26 protein-coding genes are annotated in these 22,483 nt (G+C 67.1%); 10 read left to right on the top strand and 16 right to left on the bottom strand.

All coding sequences use genetic code 11. The features are described 5' to 3' along the window. Positions 1-435 precede the first annotated feature (435 nt). From ACVOJ1_RS14860 to ACVOJ1_RS14885, 6 genes are all read right to left on the bottom strand, one after another. Positions 436-873, bottom strand: coding sequence for a hypothetical protein (locus ACVOJ1_RS14860; RefSeq protein ID WP_053517890.1), 438 nt, complete (start codon positions 871-873; stop codon positions 436-438). An 11-nt stretch (positions 874-884) separates the two neighbouring features. Further along, positions 885-1,088, bottom strand: coding sequence for a PspC domain-containing protein (locus tag ACVOJ1_RS14865; RefSeq protein WP_053517889.1), 204 nt, complete (start codon positions 1,086-1,088; stop codon positions 885-887). Between the two features lie 64 nt (positions 1,089-1,152). Next, the gene (locus ACVOJ1_RS14870; protein WP_053517888.1) at positions 1,153-1,524 is read right to left on the bottom strand and encodes a YfeK family protein; all 372 of its coding nucleotides are present in this window, start codon (positions 1,522-1,524) and stop codon (positions 1,153-1,155) included. Between the two features lie 32 nt (positions 1,525-1,556). Beyond that, complete coding sequence (gene phaC / locus ACVOJ1_RS14875) at positions 1,557-2,630, bottom strand: class III poly(R)-hydroxyalkanoic acid synthase subunit PhaC (protein ID WP_180877025.1); 1,074 nt, start codon at positions 2,628-2,630, stop codon at positions 1,557-1,559. Between the two features lie 3 nt (positions 2,631-2,633). Continuing rightward, positions 2,634-3,725: a class III poly(R)-hydroxyalkanoic acid synthase subunit PhaE gene (gene phaE, locus ACVOJ1_RS14880; protein WP_262218793.1), complete on the bottom strand. Its 1,092-nt coding sequence runs from the start codon at positions 3,723-3,725 to the stop codon at positions 2,634-2,636. A 22-nt stretch (positions 3,726-3,747) separates the two neighbouring features. Then, the gene (locus ACVOJ1_RS14885; RefSeq protein WP_053517884.1) at positions 3,748-4,362 is read right to left on the bottom strand and encodes a CDP-alcohol phosphatidyltransferase family protein; all 615 of its coding nucleotides are present in this window, start codon (positions 4,360-4,362) and stop codon (positions 3,748-3,750) included. Positions 4,363-4,705: 343 nt separating this feature from the next. Between ACVOJ1_RS14885 and ACVOJ1_RS14890 the strand changes: the two genes are divergently transcribed. Continuing rightward, complete coding sequence (locus ACVOJ1_RS14890) at positions 4,706-5,356, top strand: class I SAM-dependent methyltransferase (protein ID WP_065182725.1); 651 nt, start codon at positions 4,706-4,708, stop codon at positions 5,354-5,356. A 90-nt stretch (positions 5,357-5,446) separates the two neighbouring features. Here ACVOJ1_RS14890 and ACVOJ1_RS14895 read toward each other — a convergent pair whose 3' ends face one another. The 5 genes from ACVOJ1_RS14895 to ppsR all read right to left on the bottom strand — a co-directional run bounded on the left by ACVOJ1_RS14895 (position 5,447) and on the right by ppsR (position 9,690). Continuing rightward, complete coding sequence (locus ACVOJ1_RS14895; protein ID WP_346480587.1) at positions 5,447-6,808, bottom strand: MATE family efflux transporter; 1,362 nt, start codon at positions 6,806-6,808, stop codon at positions 5,447-5,449. Between the two features lie 115 nt (positions 6,809-6,923). Further along, positions 6,924-7,556: a DUF2239 family protein gene (locus tag ACVOJ1_RS14900; RefSeq protein ID WP_111187038.1), complete on the bottom strand. Its 633-nt coding sequence runs from the start codon at positions 7,554-7,556 to the stop codon at positions 6,924-6,926. A gap of 93 nt (positions 7,557-7,649) precedes the next feature. Further along, positions 7,650-8,138: an NUDIX hydrolase gene (locus tag ACVOJ1_RS14905; RefSeq protein ID WP_053517878.1), complete on the bottom strand. Its 489-nt coding sequence runs from the start codon at positions 8,136-8,138 to the stop codon at positions 7,650-7,652. A 40-nt stretch (positions 8,139-8,178) separates the two neighbouring features. Continuing rightward, positions 8,179-8,691, bottom strand: a complete 513-nt coding sequence (locus ACVOJ1_RS14910) for a DUF1249 domain-containing protein (protein ID WP_053517876.1) — start codon at positions 8,689-8,691, stop codon at positions 8,179-8,181. 177 nt (positions 8,692-8,868) lie between these two features. Continuing rightward, the gene (gene ppsR, locus ACVOJ1_RS14915) at positions 8,869-9,690 is read right to left on the bottom strand and encodes a posphoenolpyruvate synthetase regulatory kinase/phosphorylase PpsR (RefSeq protein ID WP_053517875.1); all 822 of its coding nucleotides are present in this window, start codon (positions 9,688-9,690) and stop codon (positions 8,869-8,871) included. Between the two features lie 145 nt (positions 9,691-9,835). On the opposite strand from ppsR, the gene ppsA reads away from it, so the two are divergent. Further along, positions 9,836-12,214 (top strand): phosphoenolpyruvate synthase, encoded by a 2,379-nt coding sequence (ppsA, locus tag ACVOJ1_RS14920; RefSeq protein ID WP_053517874.1) that lies wholly within the window; start codon positions 9,836-9,838, stop codon positions 12,212-12,214. 156 nt (positions 12,215-12,370) lie between these two features. Continuing rightward, entirely contained in the window at positions 12,371-13,264 is an 894-nt protein-coding gene (locus ACVOJ1_RS14925; protein ID WP_346480588.1) for a mechanosensitive ion channel family protein, read from the top strand. Between the two features lie 105 nt (positions 13,265-13,369). Here ACVOJ1_RS14925 and ACVOJ1_RS14930 read toward each other — a convergent pair whose 3' ends face one another. From ACVOJ1_RS14930 to tadA, 4 genes are all read right to left on the bottom strand, one after another. Next, on the bottom strand, positions 13,370-14,485 hold the full coding sequence (locus ACVOJ1_RS14930) for an alkene reductase (protein WP_053517903.1): 1,116 nt from the start codon (positions 14,483-14,485) through the stop codon (positions 13,370-13,372). Positions 14,486-14,643: 158 nt separating this feature from the next. Then, positions 14,644-15,516: an EcsC family protein gene (locus ACVOJ1_RS14935; RefSeq protein ID WP_053517871.1), complete on the bottom strand. Its 873-nt coding sequence runs from the start codon at positions 15,514-15,516 to the stop codon at positions 14,644-14,646. Positions 15,517-15,580: 64 nt separating this feature from the next. Continuing rightward, positions 15,581-16,153 carry an oligoribonuclease gene (gene orn, locus ACVOJ1_RS14940; protein ID WP_053517870.1) on the bottom strand — a complete coding sequence of 191 codons (573 nt, stop codon included), beginning with the start codon at positions 16,151-16,153 and terminating at the stop codon, positions 15,581-15,583. A gap of 75 nt (positions 16,154-16,228) precedes the next feature. Further along, on the bottom strand, positions 16,229-16,753 hold the full coding sequence (gene tadA, locus ACVOJ1_RS14945) for a tRNA adenosine(34) deaminase TadA (RefSeq protein WP_053517868.1): 525 nt from the start codon (positions 16,751-16,753) through the stop codon (positions 16,229-16,231). A 111-nt stretch (positions 16,754-16,864) separates the two neighbouring features. Between tadA and ACVOJ1_RS14950 the strand changes: the two genes are divergently transcribed. Next, on the top strand, positions 16,865-17,302 hold the full coding sequence (locus ACVOJ1_RS14950) for an acetyltransferase (RefSeq protein WP_065182778.1): 438 nt from the start codon (positions 16,865-16,867) through the stop codon (positions 17,300-17,302). Between the two features lie 10 nt (positions 17,303-17,312). On the opposite strand, the gene ACVOJ1_RS14955 is transcribed toward ACVOJ1_RS14950, so the two are convergent. Next, positions 17,313-17,819 (bottom strand): GNAT family N-acetyltransferase, encoded by a 507-nt coding sequence (locus tag ACVOJ1_RS14955; protein ID WP_197601007.1) that lies wholly within the window; start codon positions 17,817-17,819, stop codon positions 17,313-17,315. Between the two features lie 307 nt (positions 17,820-18,126). Between ACVOJ1_RS14955 and ACVOJ1_RS14960 the strand changes: the two genes are divergently transcribed. The 6 genes from ACVOJ1_RS14960 (at position 18,127) to ACVOJ1_RS14985 (ending at position 22,460) form a co-directional block, all read left to right on the top strand. After that, positions 18,127-19,338, top strand: a complete 1,212-nt coding sequence (locus ACVOJ1_RS14960) for an MFS transporter (RefSeq protein ID WP_053517900.1) — start codon at positions 18,127-18,129, stop codon at positions 19,336-19,338. 139 nt (positions 19,339-19,477) lie between these two features. Further along, a complete protein-coding gene (locus tag ACVOJ1_RS14965) occupies positions 19,478-19,747 on the top strand; it encodes a hypothetical protein (protein WP_053517866.1) in 270 nt (89 codons plus the stop codon). A 129-nt stretch (positions 19,748-19,876) separates the two neighbouring features. Beyond that, on the top strand, positions 19,877-20,131 hold the full coding sequence (locus ACVOJ1_RS14970) for a hypothetical protein (RefSeq protein ID WP_111187041.1): 255 nt from the start codon (positions 19,877-19,879) through the stop codon (positions 20,129-20,131). A gap of 106 nt (positions 20,132-20,237) precedes the next feature. Beyond that, positions 20,238-20,477 carry a hypothetical protein gene (locus tag ACVOJ1_RS14975; RefSeq protein ID WP_053517863.1) on the top strand — a complete coding sequence of 80 codons (240 nt, stop codon included), beginning with the start codon at positions 20,238-20,240 and terminating at the stop codon, positions 20,475-20,477. Positions 20,478-20,481: 4 nt separating this feature from the next. Beyond that, positions 20,482-20,667 (top strand): hypothetical protein, encoded by a 186-nt coding sequence (locus tag ACVOJ1_RS14980; protein WP_111187042.1) that lies wholly within the window; start codon positions 20,482-20,484, stop codon positions 20,665-20,667. A gap of 89 nt (positions 20,668-20,756) precedes the next feature. Then, positions 20,757-22,460 (top strand): ATP-binding protein, encoded by a 1,704-nt coding sequence (locus tag ACVOJ1_RS14985; RefSeq protein WP_197572054.1) that lies wholly within the window; start codon positions 20,757-20,759, stop codon positions 22,458-22,460. The last annotated feature ends 23 nt before the right edge of the window (positions 22,461-22,483 follow it).

Raw genomic sequence — 22,483 nt, forward strand, 5'->3', positions numbered from 1 at the left:
TCGCGGGACACGCCGTAAACCCGTCCCTGGGGGCTCGATGGCGCCATCCATGGCGCCAACGGTCCCGCGAACCCACCCCGCCCGGCCCCTGACAGTTCTTCGGGCACGTTCACCCACGGAAAAGAAAAAGAAGATCGAAAGCAAAAGCAGCCTGGCCGGCTGCATTTTGTAGAGCCGAGCCCACGCTCGGCTGCTTTCAGGTCAGTCCACGAAGCCGAGCGCAGGCTCGGCTCTACACGAGCACGTGCAGCGGGCGACCGGCTTCTGCTGTTCTTTCTTCTTTTCCGTGGGTGGTGCAGGCCACAGCCCTCTATCAGAGGGCGGTCGGGTTGGGGTCGCGGGGGTGTCCGCGGCATGGATGCCGCGGCCAAGCCCCCAGGGAACGGTTCACGGCGTCCATTGCCGCCCACGAGGGGCTGTGCCGTTGGCTGCAGACTACGGCCACCAGCCGTGCCCGAACCGGGCGTAATGATCCGCCGCCCGCTCGAACGGGTTGCGCGCACTCACCCCGCCGCACAGCAGGTACACCGGCAGGTACAGCGGCCCCAGCACCAGGTACTGGTAGACGTGCGCGCGCTCATGGTCGTCCAGCCGGATCAGCGGCTCCGCCCCCCACCCCGCCTGATGCGCATAGGTCCGGCACGGCATGGCCAGATCATGGCCGGTATGCAGGATCACGTTGCCCAGCGTGATCGCGCCGCCGGGCCCCCACGGCCAGCGATCGAACACCAGCGCGCACTCCCGACCGCTCCAGCGCACCGTCGCACCGCCCAGCAGCCCGGCCAGGCCTCCGACCAGGCCGATCAGCGAATTGGGGACGGTCCAGGCTGCACCCAGCACCTGCAAGGCACGCAGCCAGATCGGCCGGACCATGGCAGGACGGTTCAATCGGCCTCGTTGGGAATCAGCAGCCACAGGATCAGATAGACCAGGATGCCGGGAAATGCCGCCGATGCCAGCGACACCAGTACGAAGACCACCCGCAGCAGCGTGGAATTCCAGCCGAAGCGATGCGCGATGCCGCCCATCACCCCGGCGATCATCCGGTCGTTCAGCGAGCGCGACAACGTGCGGGGCGTGGTACTCATGGCGGATCCTCCTGGCAGTGCATAAAGCAGTCGAACAGGACTCGACTCTACACCGCCCCCCTGTCTACGGCGTGCGTTGGCGCAGCGCCTGCAGCCGGGCGCTGAACCATGCGGCCGACGCCTGCTCCGGTTGCCCGGGGCACTGGATGCGGTAGGCCTTGCCGCTCATGCTGCTCTGGGTGGCCGCGCGTTCGATGAACTGCTCGGCGCTGTCCACCAGGTCCTTCTTCAGCAGGTAGTCGTACTTGCGCTGCAGGTGCGCGCGCGCACTGCTGCCGTCGTACCAGCGGCCGTTGCGCTGGAAACGGCACTGGGAGCCGTCCAGGCTGGAGATCAGCTGCGCGATTTCGCCGCGCGCTACGGGGCCCGGGGCCGCAGGGGCCCATGCAGGGGTCAGCAGCAGCGCTGCAACCAGCAGTGATTTGTGCGACAGCATCCTTGGCTCCAGCCCGTCCAGAGCGCCTGAGACTAGCCCTTCCCGTCCCGGGCCTTCAACCAGCCATCAATCGTAGCTGGCACTTCGCGCTGCGCCCGTCCGGACACGTAGATTCCAATATGCCCCCCGCGGAAACTGGACTCGGTGTAGTCCTCCGTGCCCAGGCGCCCCCGCATCGCGCGCGACGCATCCGGTGGCACCAGATGGTCTTGCTCGGCATAGATGTTCAGCACGGGCAGGGTCACCTGCGACAGATCCACGGCTTCCTCGCCGATCCGCACCGTACCGTTCACCAGCGCGTTGTCCTGGTAGAACTGCTTGATGAAGTCGCGGAACGCCTCGCCCGCCAGATCCGGCGAGTCGAAGATCCATTTCTCCATGCGCAGGAAATCCTCCAGCGCGGCCTTGTCATCGAGGATGTCCAGCAGGCCCACGTACTTCTGCACGTTCAGGCGGAACGGCTTGAGCATCAGGTAACTGGCATTCATCAGGTCGGCCGGGATGTTGCCCAGCGTGTCCACCAGCAGGTCCACATCCACCTGCCGCGCCCAGTGCGAGAGCATGTTGTCGGCGGTGTGGAAATCAACGGGCGTCACCATGGTGATCAGCTTGCCCAGCTTCTGCCGGCGCAGCGCCGCATAGCACAGCGCGAACACACCGCCCTGGCAGATGCCGAGCAGGTCCACCGGGCCGCCGCTGCGCGCGCGCAGGGCATCCACCGCGCCCTCGATGTAGCGCAGCAGGTAGTCCTCCAGCGTCTGGAACCGTTCGGATCGATCCGGGTAGCCCCAGTCCAGCACGTACACGTCCTGCCCCAGTGCCAGTAGCTTCTGCACCAGCGAGCGATCGGCCTGCAGGTCAACCATGTAGGGGCGGTTGACCAGTGCGTAGACGATCAGCAGCGGCGTCCGCCGGATCGGTGCCTGTTCGCCGACGAAGCGATAGAGCACCACCTTGCCATCACGCCAGACTTCCTCGCGGGCGGTCACCCCGTAATCGACATCTTCCACCTGTGGCAGCAGCTTCAGCCCTTCCATCAGCTTGCGCTGCATGGCCAGGGTCTCCTGCATCAGGTCATCGGCATTGAAGCCCAGAGGTCCCTTCATCGGTCATGTTTTCCGCGAGGAAGTACGGGATGTCGCCTTCCTGGCTGGCGCACGCTTTGCAGCAGCCTTCTTGACTGCAGCCTTCTTGACTGCCGCCTTCGGCGTTGGCGCCGCCTTCTTCGCGGCCGCCCTGCGAGTGCCAGGCTTCACCCTGGCCGGGGCCGGCTGTGCGGCCGGATCCACCGTCGCCGTACCCGCCAGCACCGTCACCTGCGCCTGCAGGCGACGCAGGCTGCGCTCCAGCTCGGCAATGCGACGGTGCGCGGCATCCATTTCGGAACGAGTCGGCAGGCCGATCCGCTCGCTTACCTGCTCCACTTCGCGCTGCAACCCAGCGCGCAGGCGCATCTGTGCGTTGCCGAGGTCGGCATAGACCTGCTGGAACGGCTCGGACAGGGCCACCTTGGCGTAAGCCTCTTCGGCCGCCTCGATCCACAGGTCGAACATCGCACGCGCGCTGGTCAACTGGCTGCCGGGCTGCTCATGCTGGGCCAGCCGCTGCTCGAACAGCTCGAAGGCCTCGTCCAGCGCCTGCCGGATCTGTTCGACATAGGCGCGTGACTGCTGCTGGTAATCCTCCTGCGCGCGCAGCAGGGCCTGCCAGCGCGCCTGGTGTTCACGGCCGGGACCGAAGGCGGGGCTCTGCAGCCACGGGCCCGCCTGCAGCTGCCATTGCTGCAGCCAGTTGGCGAACTCCGGCAACGAACCGCCGGCCTGGGTGCTGCCGCGCGCGCCCTGCAGCATCCATTGCAGCAGGCCATCCCCCTGGCCCTGCACTGCCTCGCGCCAGGCCTGTGCCACTTCTGCGCTGCTGGCATCGCGACCGGCGAAGCGGCTGGCGACCTCCTGCATCGTGCCGTACCAGCTGCCCGCCTGCTCGCGGAACCGGCGCACCGCGTCCTCCGGCGCACCCGGCCCCTGCTCGGGCAGCATCTGGCTCCAGCCGTCAAACAGGCGCTGCCAGCTGCCGGCATCGCCGCTGCCCGGCGCACCGGCGGCGGAGGCATGGCGCAGGGCATCGCCCCAAGCCCCGAAATACTGCCGGGCCAGAGTCTCGAAATCGCTGCTGCCGGCGTCATGGGCCGAACTGGTCATCGCAGGCCTCCGCAGGATGCCGTCATGGCTTGGGAATACGCAGGGTCTTGCTGATCATCAGCGACCCGGACAGGGCGAACAGCAGCACCATCGGATGCAACTGCCACGGACCCAGCTGCCATTGGCCAAGCCAGATGTCCGGGCCGATCGCGTCGGTACCCGCCGCGATCGCCAGCACGATCACCAGCACCAGGCTGGTCGGGATCGGGGTGCCCTCGAAAAACTTCACCTTGCCCTCGTCGCCGGCCAGCGCCTCGGCAGTCACGTTGTAGCGGGCAAGGCGGCTGACGCCACAGCAGACGAAGTAGCTCAGCACCAGCCAGTCCCACCCGCCCTGCATGCCACAGGCATAGGCCAGCGCGGCCGGGGCCACGCCGAAGGAGATCACGTCGGACAGCGAATCCAGCTCGCGGCCCAGCGTCGAACTGGATTTGCGCCAGCGCGCGATGCGGCCGTCCAGCGCGTCGAAGATGAAGGCCAGCGGGATCAACGCCATGCCGAACAGCAGGTAGCCACGCTCGCCATCCTGCAGGAAGCGCATGGCGGCGAACACCGCGCCGGTGCCGCAGAAGGCGTTGGCCAGGGTGAACCAGTCCGCCAGCTGGAACTCGCGCAGCATCGAGAAGTGACGTTTCATGAAGTCTCACGGGGCATCAAGGGCCACAGGTTACCGCGAGCGCAGCCGCTGGCGACAGCACGGCCCGCGTTCCCCCTTCACCGGTCGCTCACGCATCGTCACCAGCGGTGAATTTTTCGCCACCCATCTTGACAGCCTAGGGGGGTGGCGCCTGTCGAGGCTTATCCACAAAGTTGCCCACGCGTAATCCACACCCCCTGTGGACAACCCGTTCTCACCGACTGCGACGGTGGACATTTGCTCATCACTTCTGGCGGGGTTTCCGCCCTTCCCAAGCCGGCTCTCTGGCGCTATGGTCAGCGGCGGACCCGCCGTCGCCACGTCCTGATCCCCTCACCGGACGATGCCGATGCTGGACGCAGCCACCCTGGCCGCTCAACTGCGGATGCCCCATGGCGACCACGCCCTGGACGTGGCCGACGCGATGAACCGCAGCAATGGCGGGCTCAACCAGGCCGCCATCCGCCTGCTCGCGACCGCTGCAGGCGAGAGCGTGCTGGAAATCGGCCCGGGCAATGGCGCGTTCGCGCCCCTGCTGCTGCAAGCGGCCAACAGCCGCTACCTCGGTATCGAACTGTCCACCGCCATGGTTGCGGCCGGCAACCAGCGACTGGCCTCGACCGGCCTGGGTGATCGCGCGGAACTGCGCCATGGCGACGCCCACGCCCTGCCCGTCACCGATGCCTGCGTGGACGCGGCGCTGAGCGTAAACACCCTCTACTTCTGGCCGAACCTGGCGCCGGTGCTGGACGAACTGGCGCGGGTGCTGCGCCCTGGCGGCCGCCTGTGCCTGGCGTTCGGCGATGCCACTTTCATGCGCGGTCTGCCGTTTGCCTCGACCTTCCACCTGCACGAACTGGAGGCGGTGGAACGCGCGCTGCGGATCTCGGGCTTCCGTGTTTCGGCCTGGCGGGCACACCGTGAAACCGCGGAAGGCAACGATGGCCAGCAGCGCGAGAAGCACTTCCATCTGCTGCTGGCGCACCGGCAGTGATCGTTTTCCGTCGGGGATGGCCCGGCGCTACCTCAAGGATGCCGGCCCGGTAGCGCCGGGCCATGCCCGGCGAGCGCAGCGGCCAGGCGCTCAGCCGGCAATCCGGCGCCGCCAACCGGCGAAGCAGAACAGCTGCAGCACCAGCATCATCACCAGTCCCAGCGGCCAGGCCCACCACAGTCCCGCCAGGCCATGCCGCGCATGCAGCCAGGCCGCCAGCGGCAGTTCCAGCAGCACGATGGCCGCCATTCCGAGCAGCGCCGGCCACACGACCGTGCCGCTGCCGCGCATCACGCCCACCAGCACCGAGGCGCCGCCCATTGCCAGCACGCCCCAGGCCACCGTGCGCAGCTGCTCTGTCGCCAGCGCGCGTACGTCCGGTGCGTCCAGGATCAGGCCGACCAGCCACGGTGCCGACAGCATCACCAGCCCCACCACCGCAGCCAGCAGCCCGCCCCCCAGCCAAGCACCGGTGCGGGCGATCGCAGGCAGCCGCGCCACGCGCCCTGCGCCCATCGCGTGCGCAGCCAGTACAGTGGCGGTGATGCCCAGCGACATCGCCGGCAGCTGCACCCAGCTCATCAGCTGGTTGACCGCGCCATAGGCGGCGGTCGCCAGGTAACCGTGCCGGTTGATCCAGCCCAGCAGTACGATTTCGGCAACGGCCAGGCTGAGCATCTGCAGCGACGACGGCACCCCGATCCGCAACATTGATCGCGCCGTGCCCGCATCCACGCGCACCGCACGCAGCAGATTACGGTCGGGTGCCAGCGGATGCCCCTGTCGGCGCCAGCGCCACGACAGCCAGGCCAACGCCAGCGTGGAAGCCAGCACCGCGGAGAATGCGGCGCTGGCTGCTCCCATCCTCGGCAGGCCTGCAGCACCGACGATCAGCAAGGGTGTACACAGCAGGCCGATCAAGGTGGCGATCAGCAACGCGTGCAGCGGCGACATCGCATCGCCCACCGCGCGGCTGACCGACGTTGCCAGCCAGAGCAGGAAGATCACCGGCACGCCGCTCAGCATGATGCGCGCGTAGGCGATGGCCTCACCCAGGATCGGCGCCGGTGTGCCGAGCGCCTGCAGCAGCTGCGGTGCGAACAGGTTGCCGACCACCATCACCAGCAACGACACCGCCAGCATCAGCGCGACCGCCGTTCCGGCGACCCGCCGCACCCGCACCACATCACCGCACCCCCACGCCTGCCCGATCAGCACCGTGGCGCCCGTGGCCAGGCCCATCGCCAGGGCCAGCAACAGGAAGAACATCGGAAACACCGCCGCCGCTGCGGCCACCGCATGTGCACCGAGCAGGTGGCCGAGGTAGATGTTGTCGAGCGTCCCGGAGGCCAGCTGCAGAGCGTTGGTCAACAGCATCGGCAGCAACAACCCGAGATAGGCGCGCCACAGGGGGGGCGACACAGGCGCTGCGGACAGTGATGGGGGATTCATGGGCATTCCATGGGCAAAGCGTTGCCCTGCCCGGCCAAGGGGCCAGCAGGAGACGCAGGTGGGAGGAGTAACGGCCCGCGGTCAGCGCGGCCGCTTGCATGTGCGGGGCGGCAGGTCAGTCGTCGGTGCTGCCGGCAGGTTCGTCGAAGGCCAGACGCAAAGCGTGGCTGCGTACGTCGACAGGCCAGCTTTCCAGCACAGCCTGCAGGCGCGCGCGGTCGTGCGCGAACAGCGCACGCGTGGCTTCCTCGAAGCCGGGCAGATCGCCGCCGATGGTCTGCAGGAAGTGATACGCGCGCTCGGCGTTGCGGCGCTGCCGGTCCAGATCGGCACCGGCCCGGCTGGCCGCTTCCACCAGCCGCCGCAGCGCCACCGAGGCGCCGCCCGGCTGTCCGGCCAACCAGGTCCAATGACGCGGCAGCAGCGTGACCTCGCGCGCGACCACACCCAGTTTCGGTCGCCCGCGCCCGCGCGCCACCACCGGCTCATCGGTGGCCGCCGTCTGCACATCGGCGTCCGCGCGTGATGCCGGGAAGGCCTGGGCGATACGCACCAGCAGCTGCGCGACGCTGCCACGCGTGTCGAAATCCCGGGTCAGGCCGGTGGCGTTGTCGAACACCAGCAGCGGGCCGGCAGCCGCATCGGCACGCAGCTGCCTGAGCGCCAGCGCGGCGACGTCCGGCGTACCGGAAGCGACAAGTCGATGACCGTCGAAGCAGCTGAACGGCGGAAGGGGAGCATTGGACATGGCACGGGCACCGGGGCGATGCGGAAATATTACCCGGGCAATTTTATGGCGTCAATATCACCCGGGTATTAATCCGCACTGCCTCGACGCGGCTCACAGCCGGCTGAACGACCAGCTCTGCATGCGTCCGTCCTTGTACGGCATCACCCCGTGGAATGGACGCGGATCCGCATCGAACACCAGCGGCAGGAAATTGCGGTCGCCCTCCCACATCGGCAGCGTGTCGAGCTTGTCCAGGTCCACCCACTCCAGCGTGCCCTCATGGTTGCCGCCATGCGGGCTGCCTTCAAAGCCGTCGATCACGAACACGAACCCGAACCAGTCCTCACCGTGCTTGCCGAAACCCGGCCAGCTGATGGTACCGCGCAGACGCATCGAGGTACACGCGATGCCGGCTTCCTCTGCGATTTCGCGGCGCATGCCGGCTGCCACGTCCTCGCTCGGCTCGATCTTGCCCCCCAGGCCGTTGTACTTGCCCAGATGGTGGTCGCCGGGGCGGGTATTGCGATGGATCATCAGCACCTGGCGCCCGTCGGGCGAAAGCACATAGCCCAGGGTGGCGACGATCGGGGTATACGGCATGGCGGCATCCGGCGGCAGGTCAGCCCCGGATTATGGCCGATCAGCGCACCAGCGACAGGCGACGCTCGCCATCGGCTGCCGCGCTGCCGTCCGGATCGCGGCGCAGGGTGGCCACGCCATGGCCACGCTCGGCCAGGTATTCCAGCCACTTGCCGAGGAAGGTGTTCATCCGCATGCGGTGGCTGATCAGTTCGGCCGGCGGCGGATACAGACCCATGGTGTCCTGCCAGCGGCGGCCGACGTAGCAATGGGTGGTTTCAGCCTGGCGTGCGTCGCGGTACAGGCGCACATAGGCCGACGGGTCCGGCTCGCCGGTCACCGGGTCGGCCAGGTCGTAGGTCAGGCGCAGTTCGACGGTGTAGCGATGGCACTCGATCACGTCCAGGCGTACATCCAGGCCATCACCCACCGAAGAGATGTAGCTGCCCGCAACCAGCTCGGCCGGTGCGAACAGGCGCACCAGGTGCCGGTAGTTTTCCGCATACAGGCCCATGAGCCAGCTCAGCCGGCTCAGGCGGGGAATGCGTTCGGTGCGGGGCAAGGCTCGGGCCATGGGTCGATCCTACACGTTGGTGGTTCAACGTGGGGGCGGTTCAAGCCACAGCCAACCCACCGGCCGCGATCGTCCGTGTGCAGCCACGCGCCGACGGGTAGCGGCGGGCCATGCCCGGCGAGCACGCAGCGCAGCCGTCAAGCGTCGCCTGGGATGGCCGGCGCCGCCGGGAGAGGATCAGTACATTTCGCGCTGCAGCCCCAGCGTGCCCAGCACCTTGCTGGAGATTTCCTCGATGGAGGTGTGCGTGGTGCTCAGGGTCGGAATCCTCTCCATGCGGAACATGGTCTCGGCCGCCGCCACTTCGCGCCGGCAGGTTTCCAGATTGGCGTAGCGTGAGTTCGGCCGGCGCTCCTGGCGGATCTGCTGCAGCCTGTCCGGGTCGATGGTCAGGCCGAACAGCTTCCGCCGGTAGTTGCGCAGCCGCGCAGGCAGGCGGTCGCTTTCCAGGTCTTCATCGGTCAGCGGATAGTTGGCTGCGCGCACCCCGTAGTGCAGGGCCAGGTAGATGCAGGTCGGGGTCTTGCCGGCCCGCGACACCGCCACCAGGATCACGTCGGCATCGTCGTAGTTCACCGCGATGCCGTCGTCGTGGGTCAAGGCGAAGTTCATCGCATTGATGCGGCGGTGGTAGGTGTCGAAATCGACCATGCCGTGGGCCTGGCCGACCCGGGCCAGGCGCGGGCTGGACAGTTCCCGCTCCAGCGGCTCGATGAACGGCGCGAACACGTCCAGCATCAGCGCCCCGCTGTCTGCCAGGATCAGGCTCAGGCTCTGGTCCACGCAGGAGTTCACCACGATCGGCCGGACCTGGTAGCGCTCCCCCGCCGCCTGGATCCGGGCGCAGGCTTCACGGGCCTTTTCGGGGTCATCGACGAACGACATGCGATCGGTAATGAAGCTGAACCCGGAGAACTGGGTCAGCAGGCTATGTCCAATGGTTTCAGCGGTGATACCGGTTCCATCGGAAACATAGAACACCGGGCGGATGGTCGACATGCGCGCTTTTACCCCCTACGAAGCCTAAAAAGGCCGCCAGCACAAGCTTGTGCCGACGGTACTCTGCCCGGCATCATATCGGCTTCTTCCTACGGACGCGGCCATTACAGCCCGCCTCGGGCGATGGCCAAACGGAGCATCGCGCTTGAACGAGAACATCCTGTGGTTGCACGAACTGCGTCTGGCCGACCTGGCCCGCGTAGGCGGCAAGAATTCGTCGCTGGGCGAGATGATCGGCAATCTGGCCGGTCTGGGCGTGTCGGTGCCAGGCGGTTATGCCACCACCGCTGAAGCCTTCAAGGACTTCATCGCGCACAACGATCTGTCCAAGCGCATCTTCGACAAGCTGGCCACGCTGGACGTCGAGGACGTTACCGCGCTGACCGCGGCCGGCAAGGAAATCCGTGGCTGGGTCATCGACGCTCCACTGCAGCCGCAGCTGGACCAGGACATCCGGACCGCGTACGCCAAGCTGAGCGCCGAGAACGGCGGCGGCGACGTGGCCGTGGCGGTGCGCTCTTCGGCCACCGCCGAAGACCTGCCGGATGCCTCGTTTGCCGGCCAGCAGGAAACCTTCCTCAACGTCACCGGTGCCGACGATGTCGTGCACAAGGTCAAGGAAGTGTTCGCTTCGCTGTACAACGACCGCGCCATCGCCTACCGCGTACACCACGGCTTCAAGCATGAGGACGTGTTCCTGTCCGCCGGCGTGCAGCTGATGGTGCGCTCGGGCGTGGGTTCCTCCGGCGTGCTGTTCACCCTGGATACCGAATCGGGCTTCCGCGACGTGGTGTTCGTCACCTCGTCCTTCGGCCTGGGCGAAATGGTCGTGCAGGGCGCGGTCAACCCGGACGAGTACTACGTCTACAAGCCCACCCTGCAGGCCGGCAAGCCGGCGATCCTGCGCCGCTCGCTCGGCAGCAAGGCGATCCGCATGGTTTACTCGGACGTTCCCGGCGAGCGCGTCAGGATCGAGGACACTCCGGCCGAACTGCGCAACACCTTCTCGATCAGCGACGAGGACGTGCAGGAACTGGCCAAGCAGGCGCTGGTGATCGAAAAGCACTACGGCCGCCCGATGGATATCGAGTGGGCCAAGGACGGTGTCAGCGGCAAGCTGTTCATCGTGCAGGCGCGCCCGGAGACGGTGAAGTCGCGCAGCCACGCCACCCAGATCGAGCGCTTCGCGCTGACCGAAAAGGGCGGCAACGTGCTGGCTGAAGGCCGTGCCGTGGGCGCCAAGATCGGTTCGGGCGTGGCCCGCGTGGTGAAGACGCTGGACGACATGAACCGCGTGCAGCCGGGCGACGTGCTGATTGCCGACATGACCGATCCCGATTGGGAGCCGGTGATGAAGCGCGCTTCGGCCATCGTCACCAACCGCGGTGGCCGTACCTGCCACGCCGCGATCATCGCCCGCGAGCTGGGCGTACCGGCCGTGGTCGGCTCGGGCAACGCCACCAAGGTCATCGAAGACGGCCAGCTGGTCACCGTCAGCTGCGCTGAAGGCGATACCGGCTTCATCTACGAAGGCAAGCTCGGCTTTGAGCGCACCACCACCGATCTGGGCAACATGCCGCCGGCTCCGTTGAAGATCATGATGAACGTGGCCAACCCGGAACGTGCCTTCGACTTCGGCCAGCTGCCGAACGCCGGCATCGGCCTGGCGCGCCTGGAAATGATCATCGCCAGCCACATCGGCATCCATCCGAACGCGCTGCTGGAGTACGACCGCCAGGACGCGGCAACGAAGAAGAAGATCGACGAGAAGATCGCCGGCTACGGTGACCCGGTCAGCTTCTACGTGGACCGACTGGCCGAGGGCATCGCCACCCTCACCGCGTCGGTCGCGCCGAACCCGGTGATCGTGCGCCTGTCGGACTTCAAGTCCAACGAGTACGCCAACCTGATCGGCGGCAGCAACTACGAGCCGCACGAAGAGAACCCGATGATCGGCTTCCGCGGCGCCAGCCGTTATGTCGATCCGAGCTTCTCGGCTGCCTTCGCGCTGGAGTGCAAGGCCGTGCTGCGCGTGCGCAACGAAATGGGCCTGGACAACCTCTGGGTCATGATTCCGTTCGTGCGCACGCTGGAAGAAGGCCGCAAGGTGGTGGAAGTCCTCGCCCAGAACGGCCTGAAGCAGGGCGAGAACGGCCTGAAGATCATCATGATGTGCGAAGTGCCGTCCAACGCACTGCTCGCCGATGAGTTCCTGGAGATCTTCGACGGCTTCTCGATCGGCTCCAACGACCTGACCCAGCTCACCCTGGGCCTGGACCGCGACTCGTCGATCGTCGCCCATCTGTTCGACGAACGTAACCCGGCAGTGAAGAAGCTGCTGTCGATGGCGATCAAGTCGGCACGGGCCAAGGGCAAGTACGTCGGCATCTGTGGCCAAGGCCCGTCCGATCACCCGGACCTGGCCGAATGGCTGATGCAGGAAGGCATTGAATCGGTGTCGCTGAACCCGGACACCGTGGTCGATACCTGGCTGCGCCTGGCCAAGCTGAAGGCCAGCGCATGATGCGTTGAAGGCTGCAGGCTGACGTCGTTTTCATCGACGTCCGCCCATACTGCTGCTGCATGCAAGCCCCGCCTCTGCGGGGCTTGCTGTTTCTGGCGTGCGCGCACGCCCTGCCCTGCCCTGGGCAACTCCCTTTCGCAGCAGAGGACCACCCGCATGATCGCCGCCGCACCCGCTACGCCCGCCACGTCATCCTGGTTCCACACCTTGGACTGGGAGCGACTGGTGGAAACCTATGGCGTGCCACTGCTGGCCGCCATCGTGGTGCTGCTGGTCGGCCTGTGGGTGGCACGCCGCCTGTCCAACGCGATGCCGCGCGCGACCGCGCGCATGGGCGTGGACCCGATGCTGGGCAGTTTCCTGCGCAACGTGGTCTACGCCGCATCGCTGGTGATCGTGGTGGTGCTGGCCATCGGCACGCTGGGCGTGCAGATCACCCCGCTGCTGGCCGTGCTTGGTACCGCAGGCCTGGCCGTCGGCCTGGCGCTGAAGGATTCGCTGTCCAACATCGCTTCAGGCGTGATGCTGGTGACCCTGCGCCCGTTCCGCGTGGGCGACGTGGTGACGGTCGCCGGCCAGACCGGCACGGTACGCGAAGTGCGCATTTTCCAGACCGTCATCACCGGCGCTGACAACCAGCACACCACCATTCCGAACACCCTGATCACCGCGGCGCCGATCATCAACCTCACGGCCGAACCGACCCGTCGCGTCGAGCTGGTGGTCGGCATCGGCTACGACGACGACATCCAGCTGGCGCGCGATACCGCCCTCGCGCTGATGAAGGCCGACCCGCGCGTACTACAGACGCCGGTGCCGGATGTAGTGGTCTACGAGCTGGGCGCGCACGCGATCAATCTGGGCATCCGCTGCTATGTGAAGTCGGCCGACTGGTTCGGCACGAAGGTGACGCTGCTCGAGCAGATCAAGCTGGGCTACGACAAGGCTGGTATCAACATTCCTTACCCGCAGCAGGACATGCATCTGTACCTGCACGGCAAGGACGGTGGCGTGGTCGAGGCCGACGCGCTGGTGCGCGACACGCCCTGACCGCCGCGCCTCATCCCGCGCTGCGCGCTCGCCGGGCATGGCCCGGCGCTACCTGCTCGACCGGCCGGCACGGGTAGCGCCGGGCCCTGCCCGGCGGATGCGGAATCAGGCAGCGACGCTCTCTTCCAGCGTCGGGTAATCGGTGAAGCCCACCGCCCCGCCTCCGAAGAACGTCGCGCGGTCCGGCAGGTTCAGTTCCGAACCTTGGCGCAGCCGCTCCGGCAGGTCCGGGTTGGCGATGAAGGGCCGGCCGAAACCAATCAGGTCGGCCCAGCCTTCGGCCAGTGCCTGCTCGGCGCGCTCGGCGGTGTACTTGCCGGCGTAGATCAGTGTTCCCGGATAGACCATGCGCAGCGCCTGCTTGAATGCCAGCGGCATCGGTGGTGCGTCGTCCCAGTCGGCTTCGGCGATGTGCAGGTAGCCCACGCCCAGCCCACCCAGCAGATGCGCGGCCGCCAGATAGGTGGCCTGCGGCGTATCGTCCACCGCCCCCTGCAGCGTGGTCAGCGGCGCCAGGCGCACCCCCACCCGGTCGCCACCCGCCACCTCAACCACCGCCCGCGTCACCTCACGCAGGAAGCGCAGCCGGTTCTGCAGCGCGCCACCATAGCCATCGGTGCGCTGGTTGGCCTGCGAATCGATGAACTGGTTGATGAGATAGCCATTGGCCCCATGCAGCTCGACCCCGTCGAAGCCCGCCGCCAGGGCATTGCGTGCCGCCTGCGCGTAGTCCTCGACGATGCCAGGAATCTCGTCCTCGCGCAGGGCGCGCGGCATCGAGTGCTGGATCATCTCGCCGACGCCTGCCTCCGGGCCGGCACCGGTCGGATCAACGAATACCTTCACGCCTTCGGCCAGCAGTGCCGACGACGACACCGGCGCCTCACCGTTCGGCTGCAGGGCAATATGCGAAACGCGGCCCACGTGCCACAGCTGCGCATAGATGCGTCCGCCCGCCGCGTGTACCGCATCGGTGACCTGGCGCCACCCCTGTACCTGTTGCGGACTGTGGATGCCCGGGGTCCAGGCATAACCCTGGCCCTGCGGGCTGATCTGGGTGCCTTCGCTGATGATCAGGCCGGCGCCGGCACGTTGCGCGTAGTACGCCGCCATTTCGGCGGTGGCAACATTACCGTGGGCCGCACGCGAACGGGTCATCGGCGGCATCACGATGCGGTTGGGCAGAGTCAGTGCGCCCAGGCGGTGGGGAGTGAACAGCATGTCGGCCATCTCTTGCGGGGGAGTGCCGCAAAGAATGGGGATGGCGCCCGCCGGGCAACAGGTACGGACTGGCAAAACAGTTGTTCCACCGGGGCAATGATAGTCTCGCCCGGGGTCAGATCCCTTTGCACGGCAGAGGGATCTGACCCCGACACCGGTTAGAGCGTCGGCTCGATCAGGGCGCCGCCATGCGCCACGCGGTCATAGCAGGTGCGCACTACATCCTCACCGTACTTGCGCTCCAGCCGGCGCACGATGAAATGCCCGCGTGCCATGTCCTGGTAGTAGTCGGTGAACATGGTGTTGAGCGTGGCGCCGGCGGCAGCACCCACGATGGGGACCGCCTGCGCGGCGAACTTCTCGGTCACCACCACACCGAAACGCGCGGCGACCTTCTCCACCAGCTTGGCCAACAGCTTGCCGGCCTCCTTCGGGGCCACGCCCAGGGTGAGGTCGCGGCCGGTCACCACGCGGCCGGCCAGCTCGGCCGACAGGTGGCGCATCACATCGGTGGTGAAGCCGCGGGCCAGGTAGTAGCCGGTCTCGCTGGCGTCGTCGCGCGGCGAATTGCCGCCCAGCGCGAACACTTCCAGACAGGCCTGGCGTGTGCTGAACTCGGACAGGTCGAAGCCTTCGCTGCGCGCCACATCGGCCACGGCGCGCATCATGATGGTGGTCGACACCGGCAGTTCGATGAACAACGCGGCAAAACCGAAGGCACCGCCGACCGCGCCGGAGGTTGCGGCAGCCACCTTGTGCCAGCGGGTGGATGCGCCCTTGCCGGGTGAATTGTCCATGCTCCACAGCGCCGCCTGCGCGGATTTCGACAGCGCCGCCTGCACCGCGCCGTGGATGCGGCTGGACACCGACGTCGGCAGGGCCTTCACTGCGAACTCCAGCGGCGTGCCGACCAGGTTGGCCATGCGCGCGGTCAGGGTCGGCGCCTCCAGCAGTGCCACCGCCCGCTGCAGGTCGGACCAGTCGCGGGCGTCGTGGGCGATATCGCGCGGCAGCAGGATCGGCTCGTTCATGGGCCGATAGTAGCGCCACGCGGTTGAACGATGGGTAGCGCCGGGCCATGCCCGGCGTCGTCGTTCAGGCAGTCGGCAACCCTGAAAGCGCGCCCATGAACCGGCGATAGTGGCGCAGCTCGTTGATCGAATCATGCACGTCGCTGAGTGCGGTATGGCTGCTGTTCTTGCCGACGCCAGCGGCCACGCCCGGCGCCCAGCGCCTGGCCAGTTCCTTCACCGTGGACACATCCAGGTTGCGGTAGTGGAAGTACTTCTCCAGGCGCGGCATCTGCCGGTGCAGGAAGCGGCGATCCTGGCAGATCGAATTGCCGCACATCGGCGACAGGCCAGCCGGAATCCACTCCGCCAGGAAATTCACCGTCTGCGCCTCGGCCTGGGCAAGGGTCACGCTGCTGTCCAGAACGCGCTGCCACAGGCCGGAACGACGATGCTGGTTGCGGTTCCACTCGTCCATCGCCTCCAGCGTCTCCAGCGGATGATGGATGGCGAATTCCGGTCCTTCGGCCAGCACGTTGAGCTGGGCATCGGTCACTACGGTGGCGATCTCGATGATCGAATCGTTGTCGGTATCCAACCCGGTCATTTCCAGGTCGATCCAGATCAATCGCTCGTTGGCCGCGCCGTTCTCCACCATCGTGTCGTCTCGCTGCAGGGCTGGCCCGCGGGCCGCCGGAAAAGGAAAGGGGCGCCCATCATACCCTTTCGCTGCTCAACCCTCGTCCGCAGGGCCTTCCAGCAGCAGGGGCGGCTTGCCGCGCTTGGCGCGGAAATAGTTGGTCAGCCGCGTGCTTGCCTCCTTGGCCAGCACCCCGCCGTGGATCTCCACGCGGTGGTTGTGGCGCGCGTCGCCCAGCAGGTCGAACACGCTGCCACAGGCACCGGTCTTCGGGTCGCTGGCACCGTAGACCAGCCGCGACACGCGCGCATGCACGATTGCCATCGCGCACATCGCGCAGGGCTCCAGCGTCACGTACAGCGTGCTGCCCAACAGTCGATGGTTGGCCAGCGCCTTGCCGCCGGCACGCATCGCCACGATCTCGGCGTGCGCGCTGGGATCGTGCGAAGCGATATTGAGGTTCCAGCCCTCACCCAGCAGCTGGCCGTCGGCACCGACCAGCACCGCACCGACCGGGATCTCGTCGAACTCGCGCTGCGCGCGTTCGGCCAGCGCCAACGCATGGCGCATCCACTGTTCGTCGGCGTCGTGCACCGGTACACCCGGGGCGTCGGTCATGGCGGTTTCCGTGAGGCGGCGGAGCTCAGGCGCACAGTGTAACGCCGGGCTGCGCAGCGGATGCCAGAATGACGTCATACTGTGCTGCCTGCCCGCTTCACGTTCCCGCCCATGACCACCCTGCGCCCCTCGCGCGCCGATGACGGTGCCGCACTCGTCGACCTGTGGCGCCGCGCCGTCGACGCCACCCATGACTTCCTCAGCCCTGAAGACCGCCTGGCCATCGATGCCGAAGTGGCTGGTTTCCTGCCCCAGGCGCCGACCACCGTGGCCGTGGATGCAGATGATCGTCCTCTGGGCTTCATGTTGATCGACGGGACGCATCTGGAAGCCTTGTTCATCGACCCGGACGTGCGCGGCACCGGCATCGGCCGCCAGCTGCTGCAGCACGCACTGGCCCTGCATCCGCAGCTGAGCACCGACGTCAATGCGCAGAATGCGCAGGCAGTGGGGTTCTACCTGCGCATGGGCTTCATCGAGACCGGCCGCTCAGCGCTGGATTCGCAGGGCCGTCCGTATCCGCTGATCCACCTTCGGCACGCGGGCTGAACGCCGGCGATCAGGCGGTCGCTTCGAACGCCTGGGAGTAGCGCACCTCTCCCTGCGCCAGTGGCGGCTGCAGGCACAGCGCCTGGAAATACTCGGCAGGAACGCCCGGCAGCACCAGCCCCGGCTCGGCGCGGAAGCCGAAACGACCGTAGTACGCCGGCTCGCCCAGCAACACGCAGCCTCGCGCGTGCTGCTGGCGAAGGGCCTCGATGGCCGCGCGCATCAATGCGGCACCGATGCCCTGCCCCTGTCGCTCCGGCAGCACCGAGATCGGGCCCAGGCCGTACCAGCCGCTGCTGCCGTCGCTGACGGACACCGGCGAAACAGCGACGTGGCCGATGACTTCTCCGGCCGCGTCGGCCACCAGCGAGATGCTCAGCTCGCCGCGCTCGCGCAGCGCATCAACGATGTACTGCTCGGTGTGACTGCTGTGTCCGGCCGTGGCGAAAGCGGCGGTGGTCAGGGCATGGATGGCGGCGATGTCGGCCGGCGTTTCAGTACGGATGGAAAGTGTCATGGAGCACCTTGAGCTAGGCCACGCACCGGCCCGGAGACCGCCGCGACAGGGAACGAAGGGTGTAACAACCGTGCATCCGCGATTGTCCAACCGCGGAGGTCTCGCGGAAGACAGCGATGCAGCGGCCTGGGCAGGCACCCGCACGGTGCTCTGCTCCGCTATGGAGATGTTCATGGAAATGGAGATCCCGTCAACATGCGGTGCGCAGCACTACCACTGGCCGGACGCTGATTCTTGGCAGCCGGCGATGACCCCTGTTGCGGTGCAGCAGTACAATAGCCTGCTCCCCCGCCCCCTGCGCCCCCGCATGAGCCCCAATTCCTCCCTGGCCGCGCAGCTGACGCCCCGCCAGCGCACCCTGATCATCCTCGCCCTGTCGCTCGGCGGCTTTGCCATCGGTACCAGCGAGTTCGCCAGCATGGGCCTGATGCTGGAAATCAGTCGTGGCCTGTCGATCACCGAAACACAGGTCGGCCATCTCATCAGCGCCTACGCCATCGGCGTGGTGGTCGGTGCACCGGTCCTGGCGTTCGTCGGCGCCAGCTTCCCACGCCGTCGCCTGCTGCTGGCGCTGATGGGCTTCTATGCAGTCGGCAATCTGGCCAGCGCGCTGGCACCGAACTACGCCACCATGCTCATCGCGCGCTTCGTCGCGGGCCTTCCGCATGGCGCTTACTTTGGCGTGGCGATGCTGGTAGCGGCGGCGATCAGCCCGGCCGGCCAGCGCGGCCAGGCGATGTCGCGCGTGCTGCTCGGCCTGTCCATCGCCATCCTGATCGGCAACCCGCTCACCACCTGGCTGGGCCAGCAACTGAGCTGGCGTACGGCGTTTGCGCTGGTCACCCTGCTGGCCATTGCCACCGTTGCGATGATCGCGCGCTTCCTGCTGCCCGACCCGGAGGAGGTGCGCACCTCGCCGATGCGCGAGCTGCGCGCCTTCAACACCACGCAGGTATGGCTGGCACTGGCCATCGGTGCGGTCGGATTCGCCGGCATGTTCTGTGTGTTCACCTATCTTGCGCCGACCCTGGTGCAGGTGACCGGGGTTGCCGAATCGTGGATGCCGCTCGCCGTGGGTGTGTTCGGCATCGGCGCCATCATCGGCAACATCGCCGGCGGCTGGCTGGTGGACAGATTCCACTTCAAGGCCGCCGCGCTGGTACTGGCGTGGTCGATCGTGATGCTGCTGCTGTATCCGCTGGCTGCGCAGTCGGTGTGGACCATCGGCCCGATGATCATCACCGTGGGCACCATGGGTGCGCTCGCCGCCGTGCTGCAGACCCGCCTGATGGATGTGGCGGGGGAAGCGCAGACGCTGGCTGCGGCCTCCAACCATGCCGCGTTCAACACCGCCAACGCGCTGGGGCCGTGGCTGGGTGGCATGGCCATCAGCGCCGGCTTCAGTCCCGCCACCACCGGCTATGTCGGCGCAGCCACCGCCTTCGGTGGCCTGCTGCTGTGGTGCGTCGCGGTGATGCTGGAAAAGAACCGCGCACGCACGGTCGCCCGCAGTCACTGACACTGCTGTCCTCCGGCCGTCCCGCGGCGCCGCACGCGGCAGGCAGGCCTGCGGCGGCCGCCGACGGTACTACACATGGCGTGGATATCCGTTCGGGCAGACTTCGATCAACACCCCCTGGTCGATCGTCCGGACCGCAATGCCTCCCCGCCGTGCCCCTGCCCACCATGACGCGGTCGCCCTGCAGGCCGGCGTGCTGGGCAGTGTGCTGGGTATCGCGCTGTTCAAGGCGTCCGCTCTGTCGGCCATCGCTGCGGGGTCACTGATGACCACCGGACTGTGGCTGCTCACCTGCGTCCTGCTGGCGGCCTGGGCCCTGGCCGCCTGCCTGGCCTGCCTGGCCCTGAGCCGGCGGGTCTTCATGCTGATGCTGGCGCTGTCCGCACTGTTCATGATCTGCGTCGCGTAGCCCGCAGATGCCACAACCGCAGAGTATCGCCACACTTGTTACTGAATAACAAGTGCAGGCAGACCGATTGCGTCGGCACGGGGTCACATTATTGAATCAGGGCACCCCCACTTTCCCAGGATGCCGTCCATGCCTACCTGCTTCGCCCCCGGCGCGCTCCGCGCCTCGGTCTATGCCGTCATGCTTGCCTCGCTCGCTGCCTGCGCCACCTATGACGACACGGCCATGCATTCGGGCTGCCAGGAATCACCGCACCTGAAGGACCTGCCGCCGCAGGTCGCCGCACGCGAAAGCCGCTGCAACAAGAGTCTTGAAGTCTGGTCCAGCGAGCGCAAGGGCGATGACACGCCGCTGGATCTGAGCGGCAAGAAGAAGGAGCTTTGAAGAAAGCTCTGACGGCGGGGTGTCTTGATGCGGCCGATGCACACAGCTGACTGCGCCGTCACGGGTGGCAGGCGAGGATGCGGACGTGTACTACTCGCGAGCGGTTATGTCCCACCCTGTCATCCGCGCTTTCGAAGCCGTCTTCAACCTGTCCGGTGGCGTTGAACGCATCACCGCGCTCACCGTCACCTGCCACCATTGCGCGGAGACCACCTCCGCCAGTGAGGACACATTGCTGCAGCTGCCAGGCGGTGCCCTGTTCCGCTGCGAGCGTTGCGGCTGCCACCAGCCGATCAGCCATGCGCGTGTTTCGGAGTGGCAGCTCCCGTCGCTGCTGGGGGTATGAGGCGATGGAGCTGACCGCAGCGCAGATCAGGATCCTGCAGGACATCGCCGACGCGCAGCCGGTGCGCGGTGACGCTGCGACCTGGGCAGTGAATGCGGGCTTTGCGGTGCAGGCCGAGGATGCGGACATCGACCTGACGCCGGCAGGCCGGCACGCCCTGGCCGGGCAACCAGGCCAGGAGCCAGGCTAGCCGCTGCGGTTGCCCCGACCCATTGGCGATGTGCAGGCCCTGCTGACATCGGTTCGGCTATGCTGCCGCACCTTCCCGCGCCGACGGCCATGCATCCTTTCCCCCTTCCCGTCTCCGCACCCGACCAGCTTGCCTATCGCCTGCTGCAGGACAGCGACTGGGCACGCTCGCCGGCGGCGGCACAGGCGCCCTGCGAGCTGCGCACGCTGCTTGCGATGATCCTCGACTCTCCGGAACCTCTGTGGATCGCCTGGGGCCAGAGCGAAAAGGCATTCTTCTTCAACGATGCCTACCTGCCGATGCTGGGTGACAAGCTGCACGGCGCCATGGGCAACCGCCTGGACGTGGTGTGGTCTGACGTCTGGGCCGATGTGGAGCATGCCATCGATGCGGCGTTCGCGGGCCGCAGCCGCAGCTTCAAGAACCTGCCGCTGATGATGGACCGCGACGGCACGCTGCGCGAGACCTTCTGGACCTTCTCCTATTCGCCTCTGCGCGATGCCAGCGGTGCCGTCGCCGGGATCATCTGCGTGGTCAGCGAGCAGACCGAACGCGTGATCGAGCGCGACCTGCACAGCCGCCAGGTGGCCGCGATCACCGAACAGGCGCGCGAGGCGCACCTGGAACTGGTGCGGGCCCGTGAGCAGCTCAGGCAGTCGCAGAAGCTGGAAGCCATCGGCCAGCTCACCGGAGGCGTCGCGCACGACTTCAACAACCTGCTGCAGGTCATCACCGGCTCGGTGGACATGCTGCTGCATACCTGGCCGGCGGAAGATCCGCGACGCCGCTACGTGCAGGCAATCGGCAATGCGTCGGACCGGGCCACACGGCTGACAGCGCAGCTGCTGGCCTTCTCGCGCCGGCAGAGCCTGTCACCGGAGGTCTTCGACCTGTGCGAGAGCGTGCAGGCCCTGTCGGACATCATCACCACGGTACTGGGGGCACGCATCCAGGTGTCGGTCAACCTGCCTGATCGCCCGCTGCCGGTGCTGCTGGACCGCACCCAGCTGGACACCGCGCTGATCAACATCGCCGTCAATGCGCGCGATGCGATCGACGGCCACGGCACGGTCACCATCGACGTCGAGCAGGTTACCGCGGTGCCTTCGGTCCGCTTCGCGGCACCGCTGAAAGGTGACTTCGCCGCCATCAGCGTGACCGATACGGGCACTGGCATCGACCCTGGCGTGGTGGATCGCATCTTCGAACCCTTCTTCACCACCAAAGGTATTGGTGCCGGCACCGGCCTGGGCCTCAGCCAGGTATTCGGTTTCGTCAAGCAGTCCGAAGGCGAGGTGGACGTCAAGAGCGAGGCTGGCGTCGGTACCCGGTTCACGCTGTATCTGCCGCTCACCCGTTCCAGCGAGACGGTGGCGCGGCCGGCGGCACAGCCGGGCCTGCTGCACGGGCACGGGCTGTGCGTGCTGGTGGTGGAGGACAACGTGGATGTGGCCGAGTTCGCGGTCGGAGCCCTGCGCGAACTCGACTATGAGGTGGTACTGGCCCGCAACGCCAATGAGGCACTTGCCGAACTGGAACAGGACGCCACGCGGTTCCATGTGATGTTCAGCGACGTGGTGATGCCCGGCACCAACGGCCTGGAACTGGCCCGGCACGTGCGCGATCGCTTTCCGGATCTGCCCATCATCCTGACCAGCGGCTACAGCGAGTTGCTGGCACGCGACCCCGGCCACGGCTTCACCCTGCTGCGCAAGCCCTACTCGCTCAAGCAGCTCGCCGTCGTGATGACCGAGGCCGCGGGCCGGAGGGAGGTTGCGACGATACGGGCGTAACGTCCTCCGCACGTGCCCAGATG

The sequence above is a fragment of the Stenotrophomonas sp. STEN225 genome, assembly GCF_056756445.1.

What these genes read in the sequence shown, in the direction of transcription:
- ACVOJ1_RS14860 (WP_053517890.1), bottom strand. Translation starts at nt 873, where the DNA reads ATGGTCCGGCCGATCTGGCTGCGTGCCTTGCAGGTGCTGGGTGCAGCC.
- ACVOJ1_RS14865 (WP_053517889.1), bottom strand. Translation starts at nt 1,088, where the DNA reads ATGAGTACCACGCCCCGCACGTTGTCGCGCTCGCTGAACGACCGGATG.
- ACVOJ1_RS14870 (WP_053517888.1), bottom strand. Translation starts at nt 1,524, where the DNA reads ATGCTGTCGCACAAATCACTGCTGGTTGCAGCGCTGCTGCTGACCCCT.
- phaC (WP_180877025.1), bottom strand. Translation starts at nt 2,630, where the DNA reads ATGAAGGGACCTCTGGGCTTCAATGCCGATGACCTGATGCAGGAGACC.
- phaE (WP_262218793.1), bottom strand. Translation starts at nt 3,725, where the DNA reads ATGACCAGTTCGGCCCATGACGCCGGCAGCAGCGATTTCGAGACTCTG.
- ACVOJ1_RS14885 (WP_053517884.1), bottom strand. Translation starts at nt 4,362, where the DNA reads ATGAAACGTCACTTCTCGATGCTGCGCGAGTTCCAGCTGGCGGACTGG.
- ACVOJ1_RS14890 (WP_065182725.1), top strand. Translation starts at nt 4,706, where the DNA reads ATGCCGATGCTGGACGCAGCCACCCTGGCCGCTCAACTGCGGATGCCC.
- ACVOJ1_RS14895 (WP_346480587.1), bottom strand. Translation starts at nt 6,808, where the DNA reads ATGAATCCCCCATCACTGTCCGCAGCGCCTGTGTCGCCCCCCCTGTGG.
- ACVOJ1_RS14900 (WP_111187038.1), bottom strand. Translation starts at nt 7,556, where the DNA reads ATGTCCAATGCTCCCCTTCCGCCGTTCAGCTGCTTCGACGGTCATCGA.
- ACVOJ1_RS14905 (WP_053517878.1), bottom strand. Translation starts at nt 8,138, where the DNA reads ATGCCGTATACCCCGATCGTCGCCACCCTGGGCTATGTGCTTTCGCCC.
- ACVOJ1_RS14910 (WP_053517876.1), bottom strand. Translation starts at nt 8,691, where the DNA reads ATGGCCCGAGCCTTGCCCCGCACCGAACGCATTCCCCGCCTGAGCCGG.
- ppsR (WP_053517875.1), bottom strand. Translation starts at nt 9,690, where the DNA reads ATGTCGACCATCCGCCCGGTGTTCTATGTTTCCGATGGAACCGGTATC.
- ACVOJ1_RS14925 (WP_346480588.1), top strand. Translation starts at nt 12,371, where the DNA reads ATGATCGCCGCCGCACCCGCTACGCCCGCCACGTCATCCTGGTTCCAC.
- ACVOJ1_RS14930 (WP_053517903.1), bottom strand. Translation starts at nt 14,485, where the DNA reads ATGCTGTTCACTCCCCACCGCCTGGGCGCACTGACTCTGCCCAACCGC.
- ACVOJ1_RS14935 (WP_053517871.1), bottom strand. Translation starts at nt 15,516, where the DNA reads ATGAACGAGCCGATCCTGCTGCCGCGCGATATCGCCCACGACGCCCGC.
- orn (WP_053517870.1), bottom strand. Translation starts at nt 16,153, where the DNA reads ATGGTGGAGAACGGCGCGGCCAACGAGCGATTGATCTGGATCGACCTG.
- tadA (WP_053517868.1), bottom strand. Translation starts at nt 16,753, where the DNA reads ATGACCGACGCCCCGGGTGTACCGGTGCACGACGCCGACGAACAGTGG.
- ACVOJ1_RS14950 (WP_065182778.1), top strand. Translation starts at nt 16,865, where the DNA reads ATGACCACCCTGCGCCCCTCGCGCGCCGATGACGGTGCCGCACTCGTC.
- ACVOJ1_RS14955 (WP_197601007.1), bottom strand. Translation starts at nt 17,819, where the DNA reads ATGACACTTTCCATCCGTACTGAAACGCCGGCCGACATCGCCGCCATC.
- ACVOJ1_RS14960 (WP_053517900.1), top strand. Translation starts at nt 18,127, where the DNA reads ATGAGCCCCAATTCCTCCCTGGCCGCGCAGCTGACGCCCCGCCAGCGC.
- ACVOJ1_RS14965 (WP_053517866.1), top strand. Translation starts at nt 19,478, where the DNA reads ATGCCTCCCCGCCGTGCCCCTGCCCACCATGACGCGGTCGCCCTGCAG.
- ACVOJ1_RS14970 (WP_111187041.1), top strand. Translation starts at nt 19,877, where the DNA reads ATGCCTACCTGCTTCGCCCCCGGCGCGCTCCGCGCCTCGGTCTATGCC.
- ACVOJ1_RS14975 (WP_053517863.1), top strand. Translation starts at nt 20,238, where the DNA reads ATGTCCCACCCTGTCATCCGCGCTTTCGAAGCCGTCTTCAACCTGTCC.
- ACVOJ1_RS14980 (WP_111187042.1), top strand. Translation starts at nt 20,482, where the DNA reads ATGGAGCTGACCGCAGCGCAGATCAGGATCCTGCAGGACATCGCCGAC.
- ACVOJ1_RS14985 (WP_197572054.1), top strand. Translation starts at nt 20,757, where the DNA reads ATGCATCCTTTCCCCCTTCCCGTCTCCGCACCCGACCAGCTTGCCTAT.